18 protein-coding genes are annotated in these 18563 nt (G+C 63.8%); 7 read left to right on the top strand and 11 right to left on the bottom strand.

All coding sequences use genetic code 11. The features are described 5' to 3' along the window. Positions 1-134: 134 nt before the first annotated feature. Both NO934_RS09595 and NO934_RS09590 read left to right on the top strand, forming a co-directional pair. Positions 135-2330 carry a type I secretion system permease/ATPase gene (locus NO934_RS09595; protein ID WP_375143297.1) on the top strand — a complete coding sequence of 732 codons (2196 nt, stop codon included), beginning with the start codon at positions 135-137 and terminating at the stop codon, positions 2328-2330. Then, on the top strand, positions 2327-3661 hold the full coding sequence (locus NO934_RS09590) for an HlyD family type I secretion periplasmic adaptor subunit (protein WP_309159736.1): 1335 nt from the start codon (positions 2327-2329) through the stop codon (positions 3659-3661). The genes NO934_RS09595 and NO934_RS09590 overlap by 4 nt, the downstream gene beginning before the upstream one ends. Before the next feature lie 112 nt (positions 3662-3773). On the opposite strand, the gene NO934_RS09585 is transcribed toward NO934_RS09590, so the two are convergent. From NO934_RS09585 to NO934_RS09575, 3 genes are all read right to left on the bottom strand, one after another. Beyond that, complete coding sequence (locus NO934_RS09585) at positions 3774-4658, bottom strand: glycosyltransferase family 8 protein (protein ID WP_309159735.1); 885 nt, start codon at positions 4656-4658, stop codon at positions 3774-3776. A 22-nt stretch (positions 4659-4680) separates the two neighbouring features. Further along, a complete protein-coding gene (locus NO934_RS09580; RefSeq protein ID WP_309159734.1) occupies positions 4681-5628 on the bottom strand; it encodes a glycosyltransferase family 8 protein in 948 nt (315 codons plus the stop codon). Positions 5629-5709: 81 nt separating this feature from the next. Continuing rightward, positions 5710-6939 (bottom strand): O-antigen ligase family protein, encoded by a 1230-nt coding sequence (locus tag NO934_RS09575; protein ID WP_309159733.1) that lies wholly within the window; start codon positions 6937-6939, stop codon positions 5710-5712. Between the two features lie 125 nt (positions 6940-7064). Between NO934_RS09575 and NO934_RS09570 the strand changes: the two genes are divergently transcribed. From NO934_RS09570 to NO934_RS09550, 5 genes are all read left to right on the top strand, one after another. Beyond that, positions 7065-7598 carry a hypothetical protein gene (locus tag NO934_RS09570; RefSeq protein ID WP_309159732.1) on the top strand — a complete coding sequence of 178 codons (534 nt, stop codon included), beginning with the start codon at positions 7065-7067 and terminating at the stop codon, positions 7596-7598. Next, complete coding sequence (locus tag NO934_RS09565; RefSeq protein WP_309159731.1) at positions 7595-8101, top strand: hypothetical protein; 507 nt, start codon at positions 7595-7597, stop codon at positions 8099-8101. The genes NO934_RS09570 and NO934_RS09565 overlap by 4 nt, the downstream gene beginning before the upstream one ends. Before the next feature lie 39 nt (positions 8102-8140). Continuing rightward, the gene (locus NO934_RS09560) at positions 8141-9319 is read left to right on the top strand and encodes a hypothetical protein (protein WP_309159730.1); all 1179 of its coding nucleotides are present in this window, start codon (positions 8141-8143) and stop codon (positions 9317-9319) included. A 95-nt stretch (positions 9320-9414) separates the two neighbouring features. Further along, positions 9415-10296 (top strand): glycosyltransferase family 8 protein, encoded by an 882-nt coding sequence (locus NO934_RS09555; RefSeq protein WP_309159729.1) that lies wholly within the window; start codon positions 9415-9417, stop codon positions 10294-10296. Positions 10297-10298: 2 nt separating this feature from the next. Beyond that, positions 10299-11114, top strand: a complete 816-nt coding sequence (locus NO934_RS09550) for a hypothetical protein (protein ID WP_309159728.1) — start codon at positions 10299-10301, stop codon at positions 11112-11114. A gap of 147 nt (positions 11115-11261) precedes the next feature. Here NO934_RS09550 and NO934_RS09545 read toward each other — a convergent pair whose 3' ends face one another. The 8 genes from NO934_RS09545 to NO934_RS09510 form a co-directional block, all read right to left on the bottom strand. Then, a complete protein-coding gene (locus tag NO934_RS09545) occupies positions 11262-12233 on the bottom strand; it encodes an NAD(P)H-quinone oxidoreductase (RefSeq protein ID WP_309159727.1) in 972 nt (323 codons plus the stop codon). 64 nt (positions 12234-12297) lie between these two features. Beyond that, positions 12298-13431, bottom strand: a complete 1134-nt coding sequence (locus NO934_RS09540) for an FAD-dependent oxidoreductase (RefSeq protein ID WP_309159726.1) — start codon at positions 13429-13431, stop codon at positions 12298-12300. Further along, positions 13428-14537, bottom strand: a complete 1110-nt coding sequence (locus NO934_RS09535) for an alpha-hydroxy acid oxidase (protein ID WP_309159725.1) — start codon at positions 14535-14537, stop codon at positions 13428-13430. The genes NO934_RS09540 and NO934_RS09535 overlap by 4 nt, the downstream gene beginning before the upstream one ends. After that, positions 14534-15403, bottom strand: coding sequence for an ATP-binding cassette domain-containing protein (locus tag NO934_RS09530; protein ID WP_309159724.1), 870 nt, complete (start codon positions 15401-15403; stop codon positions 14534-14536). Before NO934_RS09530 ends, NO934_RS09535 begins: the two co-directional genes overlap by 4 nt. Beyond that, positions 15400-16221, bottom strand: coding sequence for an ABC transporter ATP-binding protein (locus NO934_RS09525; protein ID WP_309159723.1), 822 nt, complete (start codon positions 16219-16221; stop codon positions 15400-15402). Before NO934_RS09525 ends, NO934_RS09530 begins: the two co-directional genes overlap by 4 nt. Positions 16222-16223: 2 nt before the next feature. Continuing rightward, positions 16224-17141 carry an ABC transporter permease subunit gene (locus NO934_RS09520; RefSeq protein WP_309159722.1) on the bottom strand — a complete coding sequence of 306 codons (918 nt, stop codon included), beginning with the start codon at positions 17139-17141 and terminating at the stop codon, positions 16224-16226. Then, on the bottom strand, positions 17134-18141 hold the full coding sequence (locus NO934_RS09515; RefSeq protein ID WP_309159721.1) for an ABC transporter permease subunit: 1008 nt from the start codon (positions 18139-18141) through the stop codon (positions 17134-17136). The genes NO934_RS09520 and NO934_RS09515 overlap by 8 nt, the downstream gene beginning before the upstream one ends. 64 nt (positions 18142-18205) lie before the next feature. Beyond that, positions 18206-18556 carry a RidA family protein gene (locus tag NO934_RS09510; protein WP_309159720.1) on the bottom strand — a complete coding sequence of 117 codons (351 nt, stop codon included), beginning with the start codon at positions 18554-18556 and terminating at the stop codon, positions 18206-18208. Positions 18557-18563: the final 7 nt, after the last annotated feature.

Below are 18563 nucleotides of genomic sequence, written 5' to 3'. Positions count from 1 at the left end.
AAAGGCCTCCTGCAATGTCTGCAGTTCTGGACACCAAGCCCACCTCGCTCGAGACGCGGCACCATTCTCGTAACGAGGCGGCAATCGAGGAGGCCATGGCCAACATCGATGCAACGCTTGCCGAACTCGAAGCCATGGTCCAGCCCCCTACGGAGTCACGTTTTCAGCCTCGGGTGGTGCCCGAGCCCGCCGTAAGCCGCCAGCCCGAGCAAGGACCCGCCCCCGTGCGCCCTTCCGCCCGCACGACGGCAGAACCCGCGACCACGCCCAGGACAGCGCCCCCCGCGCAACCCCAACGCTCGCCCGAGCCAACCCCGCCCCAGGCCCGTCCACACGCCGCTCCCGCACCCAGGCCCGCGCCTCCGATCCAGCCCGCCTCCCAATCCCAGGTCAAGGCCAAGCTGCAGCCACAGAGCGAACCGCCTCTTGAGGCGCGTAGTGACAGCCGCGCCGATCCTGCTTTCCCCCGCTCCGACCGCACGCCCGAAATGGCGCCGGTCCTCGATGGAGAAACTCTCACCAGGCCCCCCAGCTCCAAAGGCGGTGGCGGAGGAGGCAATGGCGCTAACAATGGGGGCGGCGGAGGAGGAGGGCGCGGTTTCCACAAACCCGCCGAATTGCCCGATTTCGCCAAGAGCTTTCAGAACGGCATCAATGCCGTCCGGCGCAATCTGGCCATGGTGATGATCTTTACGGTCGCGACCAATATCCTGGTCCTGGCGATCCCCATCTACCTGTTCCAGATTTCCGACCGCGTGCTGACATCCCGTTCGGTCGATACGCTGGTGATGCTCACCATCGCCGTGATCGGCGCGGTGGTCCTGCAGGCCGTATTGGACGCCATAAGGCGGTTCATCCTCATGCGCACCGCCGTCGAACTCGAAGTCCAGCTCGGCGCCCCGGTGCTGAGTGCCGCCGCCCGCTCCTCGCTCAATGGATCGAGCAAGGATTACCACATCCTGGGCGACCTGCAGAAACTGCGCTCCTTCATCACGTCGGGCACGCTGATCTCCATCCTCGATGCGCCCCTCGCCCCGCTGTTCATTCTCGCGGTGTTTCTGGTCCACCCGCATCTGGGGTTCATCGTCATCGGCTCCTGCTTGGCGCTGCTCGTCTTTGCCACCATCAACCAGCGCATGACCGCGCGGCATTTTTCCGATGCCAACGGCTTTCTGAGCCGCGCCACGCTTCACCTCGATTCCATGTCCCGCAACGCCCAGATCATCAACGCTCTCGCCATGATCCCCGAGGCCGTGCGCATCTGGGGCCGTGACACGGCCTATTCGCTCAAATCCCAGGTCCGCGCGCAGGACCGCAACGTCATCATCGCCTCGATCTCGAAATCGTTCCGGATGCTCACCCAGGTCGCCATGCTCGGCTGGGGCGCCTATCTTGCCCTCTCGGGCGAGATCACGGGCGGCATGGTGATCGCCGCCTCGATCATCGCCGCCCGTGCCTTGACCCCCATCGAGGGGGCGATCGAAGGCTGGCACCACTTCACCCAGTTCCGCACCTCTTTCAAGAAGATCCGCGGCCTGCTCCAGACATCCCCCCTCAACACCCCCCGCCTGCGGCTGCCCCAGCCCCAGGGGCGCCTCGATGTCGAGCGCATCCTGTTCGTCCCCCCGCCGACAAAGAAGGTCATCCTCAACGGCATCTCCTTTACCCTCCAGCCCGGAGAATCGCTCGCCATCATCGGCAATTCGGGTTCGGGCAAGACCACGCTGGGCAAGATGCTGGTGGGCTCGATCCTGCCCACCTCCGGCAATGTCCGGCTCGACCTCATGGATCTGCGCAATTGGGACATGCGCCAGTTCGGCGAAAGCATCGGCTATCTGCCCCAGGACGTGCAGCTCTTTCCCGGCACCATCAAGGCCAACATCGCCCGCATGCGCGACGATGCCAGCGACAGGGCGATCTATGACGCCGCCGTGCTGGCCGACGTCCATGAAATGATCGCCACGCTCCCCCAGGGCTATGAAACCGTGGTCGCCGCCGACGGCGCGCCGCTCTCGGGCGGCCAGAAGCAGCGCATCGCGCTCGCCCGGGCTTTTTTCGGCGCCCCGCGCCTGGTGGTTCTGGACGAGCCCAACTCCAATCTCGATTCCCCCGGCGAGGCGGCGCTGGCCAAGGCCCTCATCCACGCCAAGAAACAGGGCATCACCGTGGTGACCATCACCCAGCGCACCGCGCTCCTCAACTATGTCGACAAGATCATGGTGCTCAACAACGGTTCGGTCGCCATGCTGGGCGAGCGCTCCAAGGTTCTCGCCGCTCTGACCCAAGGCCCGGCCGGTCCGCAGATTTCAAGCCGAGAGGATAACCAATGACGCTGGTTTCCCATTCCCCCACCACCGAATGGTATTCCGAGGTTCCTCGTTCGATCCGGTCCCAGGCGGTCTTCGGGCTCATCCTCATCGCCGTCACCTTCGGCAGCTTCGGCGTATGGGCCGGCATGGCCCCGCTCGCTTCGGCCGTCATCGCCCCCGGCACGTTCGTGGCGACCGGCAGCAACAAGATCGTCCAGCACCTTGAGGGCGGCATCATCAGCCAGTTGCTGGTGACAGAAGGCGATCGGGTCACCGCCGGCCAGGAACTGGTGCGGCTCGATGGCACCACGGCGCTGGCCACCGCGCGCGGCCTCGAATTGCGCGTTCTCCGCCTTGAAGCCACCGAGGCGCGCCTGCGCGCCCAGGTCAACGGCCAAGCCTCCTATCAGGCGCCGGATTCGATTATCGAGAACCTTAACGATCCCGAAGTGCGCTCAATCCACGACGACCAGCAGGAAAGCTTCCAGGCGGCGCTCCTGACCCTGCAGAACCGCATCGACGTGCTCAGCGAAAACGTCCGCTCGCTGCAATACCAGTCAAGCGGCATCACCGCCCAGCTCACCTCCCTGCGCCGCCAGCGCGAACTGCTGGCCGACGACTTCGAGGTGCAGCAGACCCTCTATGACCGCCGCCTCACCACCCTGTCCTCGCTCAATTCCCTGCAGCGCGCCCTTGCCGATGCCGATGGCGACATCGCCCGGCTCGAGGCCGAGGCGCAAATGGGCCAGGCCCAGATCGATCAGCACAACCGCGAGATCGAGCAGTTGCGCACCGAAGACCGACAACTGGCGCTGAGCGAATTGCAGGACGTGTCCTCCGAACTGGAAACCCTGCGCGAACAGATGCGCGACGCCGAAAACATTCTCTCGCGCACCGTGATCACTTCCCCGGTCGACGGCATCGTGGTGCGCATGCACTACCACACCTCCGGCGGCGTCATCGAAAGCGGCCGCCCCATCCTCGAAATCCTGCCTTCCGATGTTCCTCTCATCATCGAGGCGCAGATCCCGCGCATGCAGATCGACGAGATCGAGTTGGGCCAGCCGGCCAATATCAGGCTCTCGGCGCTCAACCAGCGCACGACGCCCATGCTGGAAGGGGAAGTGATCTACGTTTCCGCCGACTCGGTCACCGAAACCGCCCAGGGCAATCAGGAAATCTACATCGCGCGCGTGACCATCCCCGCCGAACAGCTCGAGCGCGTGCACGGTTTCACGCCGACCCCGGGCATGCCGGCTGAAATCCTGATCGAAACCGACGAGCGCACCTTCTTTGAATACCTCGCGCGCCCCATCGTCGACAGCATGGCCCGCGCCTTCCGCGAGCAATAGCGAACGGGGCGGAGTTCGGCAAAACCGATGCACAACCCTCACCTGTCATTCCGGGGCTTGTCCCCGGAATCCAGCAGCAGCCTGGCCGATTGACCGCAGAGGGAACCGCCCGCTAGCTCGCCCGTAAAAACGGCAGGTAGCGCGCCAGCCGCCCCCGCACTCGATGCCGGAAGTAGCGGTAGTAGAGCTCGTTGGTCATCACGTGCCGATAGAGCCGGAAAAACGCAACGCGGGCGAAAAGCTTCCAGGGCTTGGCGTGCCCCGTATAGTGGAACAGATGCGCCCCCATGCGCTCATGTTCGGGCTTGGGGGAAGTGACGTTCCAACCGGCATCGAGGGGTTGCCAATTGTTGCGGAAAATCAGGTTGAGAACGTTCTGGCTGAAGCTCAATTTGGCGGCGGTGCCGTCATTGATCAGCGTCTCGAGCTTTTCGGCGACCCCGAAATCGCGCCAGCGCTTCATGTCGATCACCAGCAATCCCGCATTGAAATAGGGGTCGGCCGGATCGAGCACGCCGCCGCGCCCGCGCAAATCGTGATGGGCCGCAAGCAGCTTGCCCCAGGCATCTTCCACCGCCGCGAACGGCTTGTCCCCAAGATCGGCTTCCCAGATCCGCTCGATGGGCGAAACCACCATCATGTCGCAATCGAGATAGATCAGCCGCTCGATCTCGGCGGGAAGGAACCGGTCCATGACGAACCGCGCATAGGGAATGTCGCCCAACCGCTTGTTTTTCGGCACGCGCCCCAAAAGATCGAGGAAATGCTCGGTCTTGCTCAGATCGTAAAAGTGCAGCGCCGAGCCGAACTCGTTTTCGATCTTGAGAAGATCGGCCCGATGCTCTTCGGTCATCGGCTGATGGCAGAGGTGGAAAACCAGATCGCGCTTGCGCTGGGTGGAAACGCAGATCGAGCGCATCGTCGCAAAGGCGGGCGCCCAGAAATCATCGTCGAAGGTGAGCGCGATGTGAATCGGGCCGTCGCCCAGAGTGTGCATGACCAAGGGTCCTTTGGCAGGTCTACGCGGCGGGCGGAGTGGCCGGACGCGGCGCGGACGAACCCCGCACGCGGCGGCTCGTCCCGATAAAGGGCAGGTATTTGCCGACCGTCTTTTTCATGCGATAGCGCCAGAACTTATAGAACAGCGCATTGGTCATCATGTGCCGGTAGATCCGCGCATAGCCCACCCCGCGCAGATGCGCCGTCAGCGTCCAGGGCCTCGTGTCGCCCGTGTAATGGAGATTGTAGGGGTTGAGCGAGACATGAGCGCGGTGCGGATCGATGACGTTCCAGAGCGTATCGAGCGGCTGCCACTTGTCCTTCAAAATGAGGTTGATGACGTTCTGGCTGTAGCTCAGCCGGTCGACCGAGCCGTCGGCGATCAGCGCCTCGAGCTTGCCGAAGACGTCCAGCTCGCGCCAGCGCTCGAGATCGAGCACCAGAAGGCCCGCATTGAAATAAGGATCGGCCGGATCGAGCAGGTCGCTCTTTTCGGCGATGTCGCGCCCGCTGCCGATCAGCTTGCCCCAGGGCTCGGGCACCGCCGCTGCCGGCTTGCCGCCCAGATCGGCTTCCCACAGCCCTTCGATGGGCGCCATCATCATCATATCGCAGTCGAGATAGATGATGCGCCTGACGTCGGCGGGCAGGAAGCTTTCGAGCACGAAACGCGCATAGACGATGTCGGTCAACCGCTTGTGATAGGGCACCCTGCCCATGAGCTCGCGGAATTTCGGCGTCTGGGTAAGGTCGTAAAATCGCAGGCTGGCACCGAATTCGACCTCGATTTCCATAAGGTCGGCGCGGTGCTCGGGCGAGAGCGGACGATGGCAGAGATGGAAAACCAGATCGCGGCGACGGTGGGTCGCAAGGCATATCGAGCGCATGGTGGCATAAGCCGGTGCCCAGAACCCGTCGTCAAAGGTGAGCGCGACATGGATCGGATCGGCGCCCTTATGGGATGACATGGATGATTGCCTTGGCTGAACCGTTTCTCGATTCAGCCTCATCTAGTCGCGCCAGATGACAGTTATGTAACAACGCCCAATCTAAGCGCGCGGCCGGTCCTTGCAGAAGCCCAGCAGCACCGCCGTAAACACCGCCCCAAAGCATAACAACAGTTCGGCGGCGAAGGCCGATCCGAAAATGCCGTAGATCGCATAGCAGGCGCTGACCACAAAGCCGCCATAGAGGCGCGCGTGATGCTGGCTGTCGCGTTCGGATCTCCAGGTCGCGACGATGGGAACCAGCAGATAGATGAAATAGGAGGCGAGCCCGAATATGCCGGCCAGCGCGGCGAAATTGATGTAATCGTTATGAAGATGCGACCAGCGGGCCACATGTTCGGCGATGCTGGGGTCCATCATATAGGGCCGCGCCGCCTGCACGTGATGCCGCCAGCCATGCCCGAAGATCGGTGCGTCGAAAAACGCCAGGATCCCGCCGCGATAGAGTTCGAGCCTGATAGCGACGGAGCGGTCGATGGCCTGGCCTTCGGTCAGGAACAGATAGATCGATTCGATCGCCTGGAAGGCGCGGGTATCGGCGCCCAGCGCGATCACCCCCGCCACCCCGACACTGCCGGCGAGCACCGCGGCGCCGGCCAGGATCAGCCGCCCTCGATTGGACAGCTTGACGCCAACGAAGATCGCAAACAAGACACACAGCGCCATGATGATCAGGATCGCCGCCCGCGTGCCGGCCAGAATGACGGCATAAGTGGCAACCAGCGGGCCGACAAAGAAGATGAAGCGCCGCCAGCCCTTGATCGCCCAAAAGCCCATGAGCGAGAGAAAGCCCAGCATCACCGAGGCCATGGCGAAGGGATTGGTGGTGTTGAACAGGCCGACCACCCGCCGGATTCCCAGGATGTGCACGTCATAGACCGCCGTGCCCAGGGCGATGATCGCCCCGACCAGCGCCAATGTCGCAACGATCAGCGTGTTGTTGGGCCTGGCCGAGCGGTCCAGCAAGCCAATGGTGGGAATGAACAGCAGATAGGGCAGGAAATTGCCCACATTCTCGAAATGCTCCCAGCCGCCTGCCGCAAAGATGAAGGCGACGAGCATGAAGAGAAAGGCGCAAAGATAGGCGTAGGATTCCCAGCGGTTCATTGCATGGCGTGCATCGGCATCCATGAACAGGAACGGCCAGGCGATGACGAGAACGATAAGATAGATATAAGGAGAAGCGTTGCCGATGAGATTTGCCAGAACCAACAGCGAGATCAGGACGATCCAGGTGGCGATTGTCGGGGCGGTGCCCAGTCTTTGTAGCATGCTGTCTCCAGATCGATGCGGAAAGCATCGCGAATTTTCCGACCAGCGCGTATAGGACAACCCGGTCGCGAGCGCCAAGACCAATACATCGGCACAATCGGAGTGTCGCCACAGAAATGAGACAAATGTCCGACGCACAAGAAGTCTTTGACGGCTTATCGACGAAGATGCGGCTGCACCGGGATCGCATCCCGGAGGGCGCGGCGCGCTACAGCCTGGAGACGATCGATGACCGGCAAGCACTCGACGCCCTTTTCACCTGCTATCGCGGCACGCCCACCCAGGTGGAATGTTCGATGAAGAACCCCTTCGCCTTCCCGATGCGGATCAGTGAGGTGCGCCGACGGCTCGATGAATTCGAGCCCGCCAATCGCGCCGCATTCGAGCGCTATGTCGCAGCGTTCAACGCGGTCGGGGACGAGCCGATTGAAATGGTGATCCCCGCCTATGCGCTTGGCAAAGAGGGCTTCCTGCTGCTCGACGGCAATCACCGCGCCACCGCCGCCGCCATCGCCGGCCGCCCCTTCCGTTTGACGCTCGCCACCCTCAATGGCCCGGTCGACCGGCGCATTCTCAAGGACCTCAAATTCTGGGATGGCGGTCTCAAGCGGTTCGGCCGGCGGCTCCGCCGCACCCTCGGTGCCGGAGCGGCCTCATGAGTACGTCTGAGGTTTCCGCCCTTTCGCCGCACGCCTTCCGCGAGCGCTTCCCCGAGATCACCGTCGGCTTCAACTGGCCGCGCTTCGAGGCCGAGAGCTGGCCCGTCACCCGTCTCACGCTCACCGATCCCACGGCGCTCAGCCGCTACCACACCTTCTTCCGCTACAGCCTGGGCCGCATAAACGGCCATTTCCTCCATTGGCTGGCCATGCGGCAGATGCGCGTGGACGAAGTGCTCGCCAAACTTGCTCGCGTCCCCGAGCCGCACCGGTCCAGCATCATCCATTTCGCCGATCTCTACCGGAGCGGCCCAGCGCCCATCCGGCTCGAAATCCCCACCTTTGCCCTGCCCGATGGCGGACAATACATCATGGATTTCAACCACCGCGTCTGCGGCCTCGCCCTTTCGGGCATGGCGTTCGAACTCGATGTTTTCTCGATCGCCGGACCAGTCAGCAAGGACGTCCTCAAGGATGCGACCCACTGCCGTCCCCGCCCCTGACGCCTTGCGCCTCCCTGCCAGTCTGATATGGCCGCGACCATGACGCTTTCGAAAGGCCGCTCGATGCAGCAAACCGATCCGGTGTTCCCCGCCTCCTCATCGGTCTTCCTCCCCGAAAGCTCGCCCCTGCGCCGTCTGCCGCGCAAGCCCGAACGCAAACGGCCGGCGGAGTTTCTGAAGCGCTACGAATCCCGGGCGCTGGTCTATGATTGTTTTTGGGATATGTCGGGGCAAAGGGTGATCCTTGTCTGCCCCCCCGCCCTCAATCTCGATCCGCTCTTTCGCGACGCGCGCTTTACGGCGAACGGAACGCCCCTCAACGCGGCGTTTTTCCCCTCGCGCTCGACCATGCTGATCGCCTTGGACGGCGTTCCCGACACCGCGCGGGAAATCGACCTTGCCTTCGCCGACCTGAACTTCAGCCTCCCCATCCAGCCCAACCAGGCCGAGCGCTTCGAAGGCCGGAACGTCCTCGTCACCATGAACAAGGACAATGACCTGGACTGGATCACCGCCTGGGCGAAATGGCATGTCCGGCTGCACGGTGCCGATGCTTGCCTGTTCTTCGATAACGGCTCGACCCGCTACCCCCCGGCCGAAATCGCCGGCGCCCTCTCGGTGGACGGCATGGCCGAGGTCGCCATTCTCTCCTGGCCGCACAAATACGGCCGCAAGGACCCCGCCATCCTCGACCGCCCGCACTATCCGCACTTCCTGCAGGTTTCGAGCCTCAACGTCGCCCTGCGCCGCTTCGCCGGCCGCGCCGGAGGGCTTCTCAACTGCGATATCGACGAACTGGTCGGCACGCTCGAAGGCAGAACCATTTTCCATTTCGCCCGCCAAAGCCCCGACGGGCTGGTGACCCTCAAGGGGCGCTGGATCGAGCCGGTCGTGACCGACACCGCCCCAGGGGACATCCCGCATCTCGCCTATCGCCAGACCAGCCGCCTCCCCTTCCTGTCGCATTGCGCCAACAAATGGGTGCTCGACCCCAGCCGCGACTGGATCGCCGATCTGGGCGCCAAACCCAGCGTCCACCGCATCTATGACGTGCCCAGATCGCTGCTGCGCGCCGCGCCGGAGGCCCCGTTTTGGCACTTCAAGGCCATCAACACCGGCTGGAAGGAATCGCGCGACAGCGACCGCCCCCCGGCCCTTTCCCTGAGGCGCCTAGAAGCCCTCGATGCTGATGCCCGCCGCTATGCCGGCGCGCTCTAGCCTTCGCCTTACTCTGTCATAAATTTGTTGCATAACGCTCTTGCCCGGTGCACTCACGGGGCCTTGCCAAAAGAGCTACCGGACGATTTTTTGTAATGAGCGAGCTTGAAAGCGGACCGATCCACATCGCGCTGACCTTCGACGCCAATTTCTGGGCCCCGGCCTTTGGCACCATGCGCTCGATCTGTTTGCACACCCGCCGCCGCAGCGATCTGGTCTTCCATCTCTGCCACCGCCCGCTGCCCGCCGACCAGATCGACGATCTGCGCGAGCTCGAAACCGAATTCGGCGCCACGCTCAAATTCTACGACATCACCCAATCGGTGTCCTTCAACGAGAAGATCTCCCACCTTCCCTATGACAAGCGCCTGACCAACATCGTCTATGCGCGCCTGTTGTTCGACGAGCTGCTGCCGCCCGACGTCGAGCGTCTCATCTATCTCGACAGCGACATGATGGTCCTCGCCCCCATCGAAAAGCTCTGGACCACCGATCTGGGCGGCAAGACGCTCGGCGCGGTGCCCGAGCGCTGGGGCGCCTTCATCGCCACCGGCCGCGATTTCCGCAACAATCGCGACCTCTTCGATCCCGCCGACCCCTATTTCAACGCCGGCCTGCTCTTGATCGACATGAAAAAATGGCGCGCCGCCAAGGTCGCCGACCGGATCGTGGAGTTCACCGAACAGGGGATCATGGGCCGGATCTATTACGACCAGGATTTTCTCAACATCCTGTTCCGCAACAATTATCATCCTCTCGATGCCAAATGGAACGTCATCGGCCCCGATTTCGCCCATGAGGGGCTGGAGGTCTACAATCTCCACTATGTCGGCCGCGCCAAGCCCTGGAACCTCATCTCCAGGGTTGCCTTTTTCCGCATGTACCGTCACGTGATGACCAACCGAATCTTTTATAAGTTCTTCCGTCATCGCCTGCGCCGCCGTGCCGGCCGGTTCCTGCCCTTCCTTAGGACCTAAGCGTGCCCGATCTTCCCACCATCTGCTCGTTCTGGCACGGCCCGCTCACCTATCTCGCCCGTCTATGCCTTGCCTCCTTTGTCGAAAAGGGCCACCGGGTCACCCTCTTTTCCTACGACACGCTGACCGATGTGCCGCCGGGGGTCGAACTGGCCGACGCCGCCGGCATCCTGCCGCGCGAAAGAATGTTCTTTTATAAGGGCACCCGCACCCCCGCCGTGTTCGCCGACCTGTTCCGGCTCGAACTCATGGCGCAGGAGCGCGGCATCTGGGTCGATTGCGACGTCTATTGCATCAAGCCCTATGCCGGATTGCCCGATTACGTCTTCGGCTATGAGAACCACCCCTCGCTGCGCAACGGCTTCAAGGCCCAAGTCAATCAGGCGGTTTTTGCCTGCCCCGCCGGCAGCGAGCTGCTCGCCGCCCTGCAAAAGGTCTTCACCAGCGGCGAAATCCCCCCCGGTCTCGCCCCTTGGCGGCATTTGGAGGTGGTGATCCGCCGCGCGCTGGGGGAGGAATTGCCGGTCCACCACATGCAGTTCGGCGCCACCGGACCGGTGTCCCTTAACCACTATATCCAGGCCATGGGCCTTGCCCCTTTCGTGCAGCCCAAGGAGGTCTTCTACCCCATCGATTATGGCGGCGCCGATCAGCTCCTCAAAGCCGGCAGCCGCATTGAGGATTTCATCGCCCCCGAAACCTTGAGCGTCCATATCTGGAATAGCGCCCTCACCTCCCGGGCCTTGGGAACCCTTCGCGCCCCTGAACCCGGCAGCTTCATCGCATCCGAACTCGCTCGCCTCAATCTTGCGGCTTAACCAAAGCGTCAGCACCTTCAGTTTTCCATCACAATCGGTGCGTAAGAGGTGACCGAGAAACGCTTGCACCAATGCAATGCGTAAACGATCGCGGAATCAAGCGGAGGAAACAACCAAGCGCATGGGGAGCGGCCGCTCGCCGCAGGCCTAGAGCGTCAAAACGATCTTGCCGACATGCCCGCTCGCTTCCATGCGGCGGTGGGCGTCGGCGGCCCTTTCCAGCGGGAAGCGTGAATCGATCACCGGCTGGAAGGCGCCCGACGCCAAAAGCGGCCAGACATGCTCCCGCACCGCCGCGATCAGCCGCGCCTTTTCGGCCACCGGCCGGCTCCTCAAGGTCGAGCCGGTCACCGTCAGCCCGTTCATCATCACCCGGGCGATATCGAGTTGCCCCATCCGCCCGCCGGAAAAGGCGATGAACACCAGCCGCCCGCCGCGGGCCAGCGAGCCGATATTGTCGCCCAGATATGGTCCGCCGATAATGTCGAGGATCACATCGACATCCCCCGCCTCGGCCCTGATGACTTCGGCGAAGCTCTCGGTCCTGTAATTGATCGCCCGATCGGCACCCAGATCGCGGCAGCGCTCCGCCTTCTCGCCGCTGCCGCAGGTCGCAAAGACCGTTGCGCCCATCAGTTTGGCAAGCTGGATCGCCGTGGTGCCGATGCCGCTGGCGCCGCCATGGACCAGCAGCTTTTCGCCCGCCCGCAACCGGCCGGCCTCGAATACATTGGCCCAGACCGTCGCAACAGTCTCGATAAGCCCGGCCCCTTCGATCGTATCGACATTTTGCGGCAGGCGCAGCATCTGCCCGGCCGGCACAGTGCAAAACTCGGCATAGCCCCCGCCAACCAGCAGCGCGCAAACCCTCTCGCCCAGGGCAAGGCCCTCGACCCCTTCGCCGATCGAAGAAATGGTCCCGGCAACCTCCAATCCGGGAAGATCGGACGCTCCCTCGGGCGGCGGATAGACCCCGCGCCGCTGCGCCAGATCCGCGCCATTGACCCCGGCCGCCGCCACCCGGATCTGCACCTCGCCCGGTCCCGGCCGAGGCACCGGCCGCTCGACGAGCCGCAGGACCTCAGGACCACCCTTGCCGTCGATTTCTATCGCCCGCATCGCTTGCACCCGCTTGAACACCGGGAGACCATGACCCGGCGCCGGGCCTCAGCGCAAGCGCCGATCACACTTGTTCGGCATCGTCCGCAAACCGCCCCAACGGCGCCGCTTGCATATAGAAGCGGTCCGGCCGCATGCCCGAAAGTTCGGACACCGTCTCGCCCTTGAGCAGTTCGGTTGCCGCAAGTCGGCCCCAGATCGGTCCCCAGCCCACTCCACCATGGGAAACGGCAAGATAGAACCCCGGCAGCCAGGGCAATGCGCCCAGCACCGGCCCGCCATGGGGAATGGCGCGGATTCCGATGCGCACATCCTCGATCGCACCCTCCCGCAGCGCCGGGACATGGCACGCGATATCGGCAATCATCGAAGCTGGATCGCTGCCATTGCCGCCATGGACCGCCGTCAGCCCCCCTCCGCGCCAGTGGATGGCGACCTTGCCGCCCGGCTCGGGCCGCATCAGCCAGTCGGGCCCATTGATGACCTGCTTGGGCAACGCCCCCGAAGCGCCGCGCGCGTAGATCATCACTCCAGGGACGAGATCGAGCGGCACCGCCAGACCGGCCAGGGCCGAGACATGGGACGCCCAGCTTCCCGCCGCGTTGACCACGGCATCGGCCTCGATCGCGCTGCCATCGTCGAGCACGACGCCCTTCACCGCGTCACCCTTGATCGTGATCGCGGCAACCGAGCGCCCCGTGAGCACCCTGCCCTTGCGTCCCCGCAGCGCCTTGACCAATCGCTCGATCATCGCCGGCGCGTCGACCCACCCCGAACGGGGTTCGTAGACGAAGGCATCATCGTCAGGCCCAGGGGAAAGCCCGGGCGCCATCTGGGCCAGCTCATGCCGGTCGATGATCCTGAGATCGATGCCACGCTCGAGGCAAGCCGCCACCGAGCGGCGGAAATCGGGAGCCGCCGCGCCATAGGTGATCGTGCCGCTCCAATCGAGCCACTCCCCGCCGATCTCCGCATGGAGCGCCTCGAAGGTCTCGTTGACCGTGAGCCGCAACTTGGCGCGCCCGGCATCTTCGCTCCAGCTCACCTGCGGAAAGGACGAAAGCCAGGAAAACGACGCCCCGCTGGTGCCCGAACCGGGTACCCGCGCTTCGATCAGGGTCACGTCTGCGCCCTCGACGCCGAGCCGATAGGCGATATTGGCGCCGATCGCTCCGCCGCCGATGACGACGATCTTCACGGCATCGTCCTGAACACTTCAGGCGAAAGATCGGAAACGGCGCTGCAGCCCAGATGGCCGAGCGTCGTCCAGAACTCGTCACGCAATAGGTCGAGGACACGCTTGACGCCCGCCTCCCCGTCGGCGGCCAGCCCCAGCGCCGCGATCCTGCCCAGGGCCACCGCGTTGGCGCCCAAGGCGATGGCCGTTGCGATGTCGCTGCCGCGGCGAATGCCGGAATCAAAGATGATCGGCACGTCGGGTCCAGCTTCCGCCCGCACTTCGGCAAGCGTCGTGATCGCCGCCGGCGTGCGGTCAATGGTGCGCCCGCCATAGTTGGAAACATACAGCCCCTGGGCGCCGGCCTTGAGCGCCGCCCGCGCATCGGCGCGCCCGCCGATGCCCTTGACGATGCAGGGCAGCGGTGCCTGGGCGATCACGTTCGCGGCCTTGTCCCATCCCCAGCGCGGCTCGGTGAAATCGAGCAGTTCGGTGAGCATAGAGATATCGGATTTGCCCGGCCCGAAATTGGAGGGCTTTTCTCCCGCCGGCAGCGAAAACCGGTCTTCCATCATGCGCTCGCGCCATTGCCGGATGGGCGAGAAGGTCACGCAGATATATTCGTATCCGGCGTCCTTGGCCCGGTGCATCATATCGATGACCGCGCTCTCCTCGCCGCAAAACGTCATCTGGAAAACGACGGCGGCAGGGCTTGCCTCCCGCACATCTTCCAGCGAATGCCCGGCCGCCACCGGCACCATCTGGCGGATGCCCGCCGCATGCGCGGCCCGGCCCACCGCCAGCATCCCCTCGGGATGGAACAATGTCTCGCCCCCGCCGAACGGCGCGGTAAAGGCGGGAAAGCTCAGCTCGTATCCCAGAACATTCGTGCGCGTATCGGGATTGGCGACGCCGGTAAAAAGCGGCGCGTCGAAAAGATAGCGGTCGAATGCCGCGACGTTCTCCCGCGCCGTGATCTCGTCACCCGTCCCGCACTGGAGATAGTTCCAGTTGGTTTCCGACAGCTTGGCCCGGGCCGCGGCCTTGATGCCGCGCAGGGATGCGAATTTTTCACCCGTGGCATAGCGGTCGTCCCGGCGGACGTCCTGGGGAATTTGCGTAGTCATGATGCATTGTCCTTTTGGGCACGGAGCGCCGCGCGCCTGGCGATCCGTTCACGGATGGCGTTGGTGTCGGTGGAAGGCGTCGCCTCAAGCAACTGGCGTGTGTAGGGGTGGCTGGGTGCCGAAAACACCGCTTCGCACGGCCCACGCTCCACGACCTCGCCAGCATTCATCACCATCACCTCGTCCGAGATGCGCCGCACCACGCTCAGATCGTGGCTGATGAAGATGTAGGAGAGCCCGAAATCGGCTTGCAGTTCGGCGAGAAGGTTGAGCACCTGGGCCTGCACCGAAAGGTCGAGCGCGCTCACCGGCTCGTCGAGGATCACCACCTTGGGCTTGACCATCAGTGCCCGCGCGATGGCCACGCGCTGGCGCTGGCCGCCCGAAAACATATGCGGATAGCGATCCGCATGGCTGGGCAGCAACCCCACCCGCTCGAGCATTTCGAGCACCGCCATGCGCCGCTGGGTGGCCGAAAGGTCGGTATTGAGCAGCAATTCGTCCCCGATCGCATCGCCGATCTTCTGGCGGGGATTGAGGGAATTGTAGGGAGATTGGAAAACGATCCGCACCTTGCGGCGCATTTGGGCGCTCGGCCGCTCGCGGGCGACGTCGATCGGGGTGCCGTCGATGGTCAATTCCCCGTCTGTCGCCGGATCGATAAGGGTGAGGATACGGGCAAGCGTCGATTTTCCGCACCCCGATTCCCCCACCACCGCCAGGGTCTGGCCCTGATGCAGCGTCAAATCCACGCCTTTGAGGGCGCGCAGTGGCGCCTTGCGCCCGAACAGCCCGCCCTTGCCCGGATATTCACGCACCAGCCCCTTGGCGGATAGAACGACCGGCGCGGTCGAGGTCTCGCTCATTGGATCCTCACAGTCTCGAGCGGTCCATCCCCGCCCCTGTCGGGAAGCGCGGCGAGCAACTCCCGGGTATAGGCATCCCTGGGCGTTTCAAAGAGGCTCAAGACATCGGCCTCCTCGCGCTTCTTGCCCTGGTACTGGACGATCACCCTGTCGGCGGTTTCCGCCACCACGCCCATGTCGTGGGTGATGAGGATCAGCCCCATGCCGCTCTCTTCCTGGAGCTTGAGCAACAGGTCGAGGATCTGCTTCTGGATCGTCACATCGAGCGCCGTTGTGGGCTCGTCGGCGATCAGCAGCTTGGGATTGCAGGCAATGGCCATGGCGATCATCACGCGCTGGCATTGCCCGCCCGACATTTGATGCGGATAGGCCGAAAGCTTGCCCTTGGGATCGGGCAGCCCGACGGCTTCGAGCAGTTCGATCGTGCGCGCCCGGCGCTCGGCCCGTCCAAGGCTCTGGTGCTTTTTGAGCACCTCCCCAATCTGCAATCCCACCGTAAAGGAGGGATTGAGCGAAGCGATGGGTTCTTGAAAGATCATGGCGACGTCGCGGCCGATGATGCGGCGTCTGGCCCGGTCGTCGAGCCCCATCATGTCGATGCCGTCAAATCGCATCGCCTTGGCCGACACCTTGGCCGTATCGGGCAAAAGTCCCATTACGGCCAGCATGGCGACCGATTTGCCCGAGCCGCTTTCCCCAACGATGGCGAGCACTTCACCCCCATCCACATGCATGTCGATCCCATCGACGGCATGGAGCGGCCCGCGCGCGGTTTCGAAGGTAACCGTCAGATCCTCGATTTCGAGCAATCGCGCCATGCTCAACTCCTCTTCAGCCGCGGATCGAGAGCGTCGCGCAGCCCGTCGCCGCAAAGATTGATGGCCAACACGGTGACGAGGATGGCAAGGCCGGGGAATGTCACGACCCACCATGCGCGCAGGATGAATTCGCGCGCCTCGGCCAGCATGGTTCCCCATTCCGGCGTGGGCGGTTGCGCCCCCAACCCGAGAAAGCCCAGCGCCGCCGCATCGAGAATTGCCGTCGAGAACGAGAGCGTCGCCTGCACGGTGAGCGGGGCAAGGCAATTGGGCAGGATGGTGCGGAACATCAGCCGCAGCGCCGAAGCCCCGCCCACCCGGGCCGCCGTCACGTATTCCCGGCCCTTCTCGGCCATCACGCTGGCCCGCGCCAGCCGCGCGAAATGGGGCTGGAGCACCAGCGCGATGGCGATCATCGCATTGGTCAGCCCCGGCCCCAGGATCGCGACGAGCACAAGAGCGAGAAGCAGCGAGGGAAAGGCGAGGATGACGTCCATCACCCGCATGACCACCGTATCGATCCAGCCGCCGAAATAGCCTGAAACCAGCCCCAGCACCGTGCCCACCACGACGGCGATGGTGACGACCACCAGGCCGATGGTGAGCGAATACTGCGATCCCATGATGAGACGCGAGAGGATGTCGCGGCCCACCGCGTCGGTTCCGAGCGGAAACTGCGCCATCCCGCCTTCGAGCCACATGGGCGGCACCAGGATCGCGTCGCGATACTGCCATGTCGGATCGTGCGGCACGATGAACGGAGCAAACAGAGCAACCATCGCCAGAACGATCAATATGCACAGCCCCGCGATCGCCCCGCGGTTGCGGCTGAAATCGCGCCAGAAATCGGCAAGCGAGCCGCGGAACGTGCCGGCGCGGGCATCGAGCTCTGGCGCAGTGGGGGAAACCGGGTCAGCCATGGCGTATCCGTGGGTTGATGACGGCATAGAGCACGTCGACGACAAGATTCACGACCATAACCACCACCGCGATGATCAGCAGGCCCCCCTGCACCACCGGGTAGTCGCGCCGCGAAATGGAATCGACGATCCATTTGCCGATCCCCGGCCAGGAAAAGATCGTCTCGGTCAAAATGGCGCCGGCAAACAGCGCCCCCACCTGCAGCCCGATGACGGTGACCACCGGGATCAGCGCATTGCGCAACGCATGCCGGCCGATCACCAGATTGGGCCCCAGGCCCTTGGCCCGCGCTGTGCGGACATAGTCCTCGCCCAGCACTTCGAGCATGGCCGAGCGTGCCTGACGGGCGATCACGGCCATGGGAATGGTGGCCAGAACGATTGAGGGGAGGATCAGGTGCTGGACCGCCGACTGGAAAGCCCCCTCCTGCCCCGACAAGAGGCTGTCGATCAGCATGAACCCGGTCGGTGCCGGGAAATAGTACATGAGCGAAATCCGCCCTGAAACCGGCGTCCAGCCCAGCATCCCCGAAAAGAGGATGATCATCAGAAGGCCCCACCAGAAGATCGGCATGGAATAGCCCACAAGGGCGGCGGACATGGAGATCTGGTCGAACCAGCTCCCGCGCTTGACGGCGGCCAGCACCCCGAGCGGCAGCCCGATCAGGCAGGCCAGCAGCATGGCGCAAAGACCCAGCTCAACCGTTGCGGGGAAAAAGGTAGCAAAATCTGCAAGCACTGGCCGGCGCGTCACCAGCGAGGTGCCGAAATCCCCCTGTAGCAGACCGCCGAGATAGGAAAGATACTGCTCCCAGAGCGGCCGGTCGAACCCGTATTGAGCCATCAGTTCGGCATAGCGCTCGGGCGTCAGCCCCCGCTCGCCGGCCATCAGCAGCAGCGGGTCACCGGGCAGAAGCCGCACGAAGCCGAAGGCCACGATGGTGATCCCGACAAAGGTCGGGATGAGAACCGCAAGCTTTCCCAGTATATAGCGGATCACGTAAGGGAACTCCCTGATGGGCGGCTGGCCGCCACGCTCGCGGCGGCCAACCGTTCAAAATGGCTTAGTCGATGGCGGCGGTGATAACCACCTCGATCAGCCGGCGCGGATCGCCAAGGTCGGCGCCCCCGATCGTGGCGCGCGAAGGCAGATGGTCTTCGCCAATCCAGTCGACCCACACCCCGTTCATGGCTTCCTTGCCCGACATGTCGGACAGGTAGATGCGCGCATGCAGGATCTTGGTCTTGTCCGTGCCGCACTCGGCCAAGAGCCCGTCGAGCTTTTCGCACACCTGCCGGGTCTGCCCGGCCATGTCGAGGTCGAGATCGGTTGCCGCATGGCCGCCGGCGTAAAGCACGCCATTGTGCTCGACCGCACCGTGCATGATGCGGTGTTTCCTGTGTCGTTTGATCATCCAGTTC

The organism is Pelagibacterium sp. H642 (assembly GCF_031202855.1).
Classification (GTDB): Bacteria; Pseudomonadota; Alphaproteobacteria; order Rhizobiales; family Devosiaceae; genus Pelagibacterium.
The sequence above is the reverse complement of the archived record's forward strand: the minus strand, read 5'-3'. Positions and strand labels throughout refer to the sequence as shown.

What these genes read in the sequence shown, in the direction of transcription:
- NO934_RS09595 (WP_375143297.1), top strand. Translation starts at nt 135, where the DNA reads ATGGTCCAGCCCCCTACGGAGTCACGTTTTCAGCCTCGGGTGGTGCCC.
- NO934_RS09590 (WP_309159736.1), top strand. Translation starts at nt 2,327, where the DNA reads ATGACGCTGGTTTCCCATTCCCCCACCACCGAATGGTATTCCGAGGTT.
- NO934_RS09585 (WP_309159735.1), bottom strand. Translation starts at nt 4,658, where the DNA reads ATGCACACTCTGGGCGACGGCCCGATTCACATCGCGCTCACCTTCGAC.
- NO934_RS09580 (WP_309159734.1), bottom strand. Translation starts at nt 5,628, where the DNA reads ATGTCATCCCATAAGGGCGCCGATCCGATCCATGTCGCGCTCACCTTT.
- NO934_RS09575 (WP_309159733.1), bottom strand. Translation starts at nt 6,939, where the DNA reads ATGCTACAAAGACTGGGCACCGCCCCGACAATCGCCACCTGGATCGTC.
- NO934_RS09570 (WP_309159732.1), top strand. Translation starts at nt 7,065, where the DNA reads ATGTCCGACGCACAAGAAGTCTTTGACGGCTTATCGACGAAGATGCGG.
- NO934_RS09565 (WP_309159731.1), top strand. Translation starts at nt 7,595, where the DNA reads ATGAGTACGTCTGAGGTTTCCGCCCTTTCGCCGCACGCCTTCCGCGAG.
- NO934_RS09560 (WP_309159730.1), top strand. Translation starts at nt 8,141, where the DNA reads ATGACGCTTTCGAAAGGCCGCTCGATGCAGCAAACCGATCCGGTGTTC.
- NO934_RS09555 (WP_309159729.1), top strand. Translation starts at nt 9,415, where the DNA reads ATGAGCGAGCTTGAAAGCGGACCGATCCACATCGCGCTGACCTTCGAC.
- NO934_RS09545 (WP_309159727.1), bottom strand. Translation starts at nt 12,233, where the DNA reads ATGCGGGCGATAGAAATCGACGGCAAGGGTGGTCCTGAGGTCCTGCGG.
- NO934_RS09535 (WP_309159725.1), bottom strand. Translation starts at nt 14,537, where the DNA reads ATGACTACGCAAATTCCCCAGGACGTCCGCCGGGACGACCGCTATGCC.
- NO934_RS09530 (WP_309159724.1), bottom strand. Translation starts at nt 15,403, where the DNA reads ATGAGCGAGACCTCGACCGCGCCGGTCGTTCTATCCGCCAAGGGGCTG.
- NO934_RS09525 (WP_309159723.1), bottom strand. Translation starts at nt 16,221, where the DNA reads ATGGCGCGATTGCTCGAAATCGAGGATCTGACGGTTACCTTCGAAACC.
- NO934_RS09520 (WP_309159722.1), bottom strand. Translation starts at nt 17,141, where the DNA reads ATGGCTGACCCGGTTTCCCCCACTGCGCCAGAGCTCGATGCCCGCGCC.
- NO934_RS09510 (WP_309159720.1), bottom strand. Translation starts at nt 18,556, where the DNA reads ATGATCAAACGACACAGGAAACACCGCATCATGCACGGTGCGGTCGAG.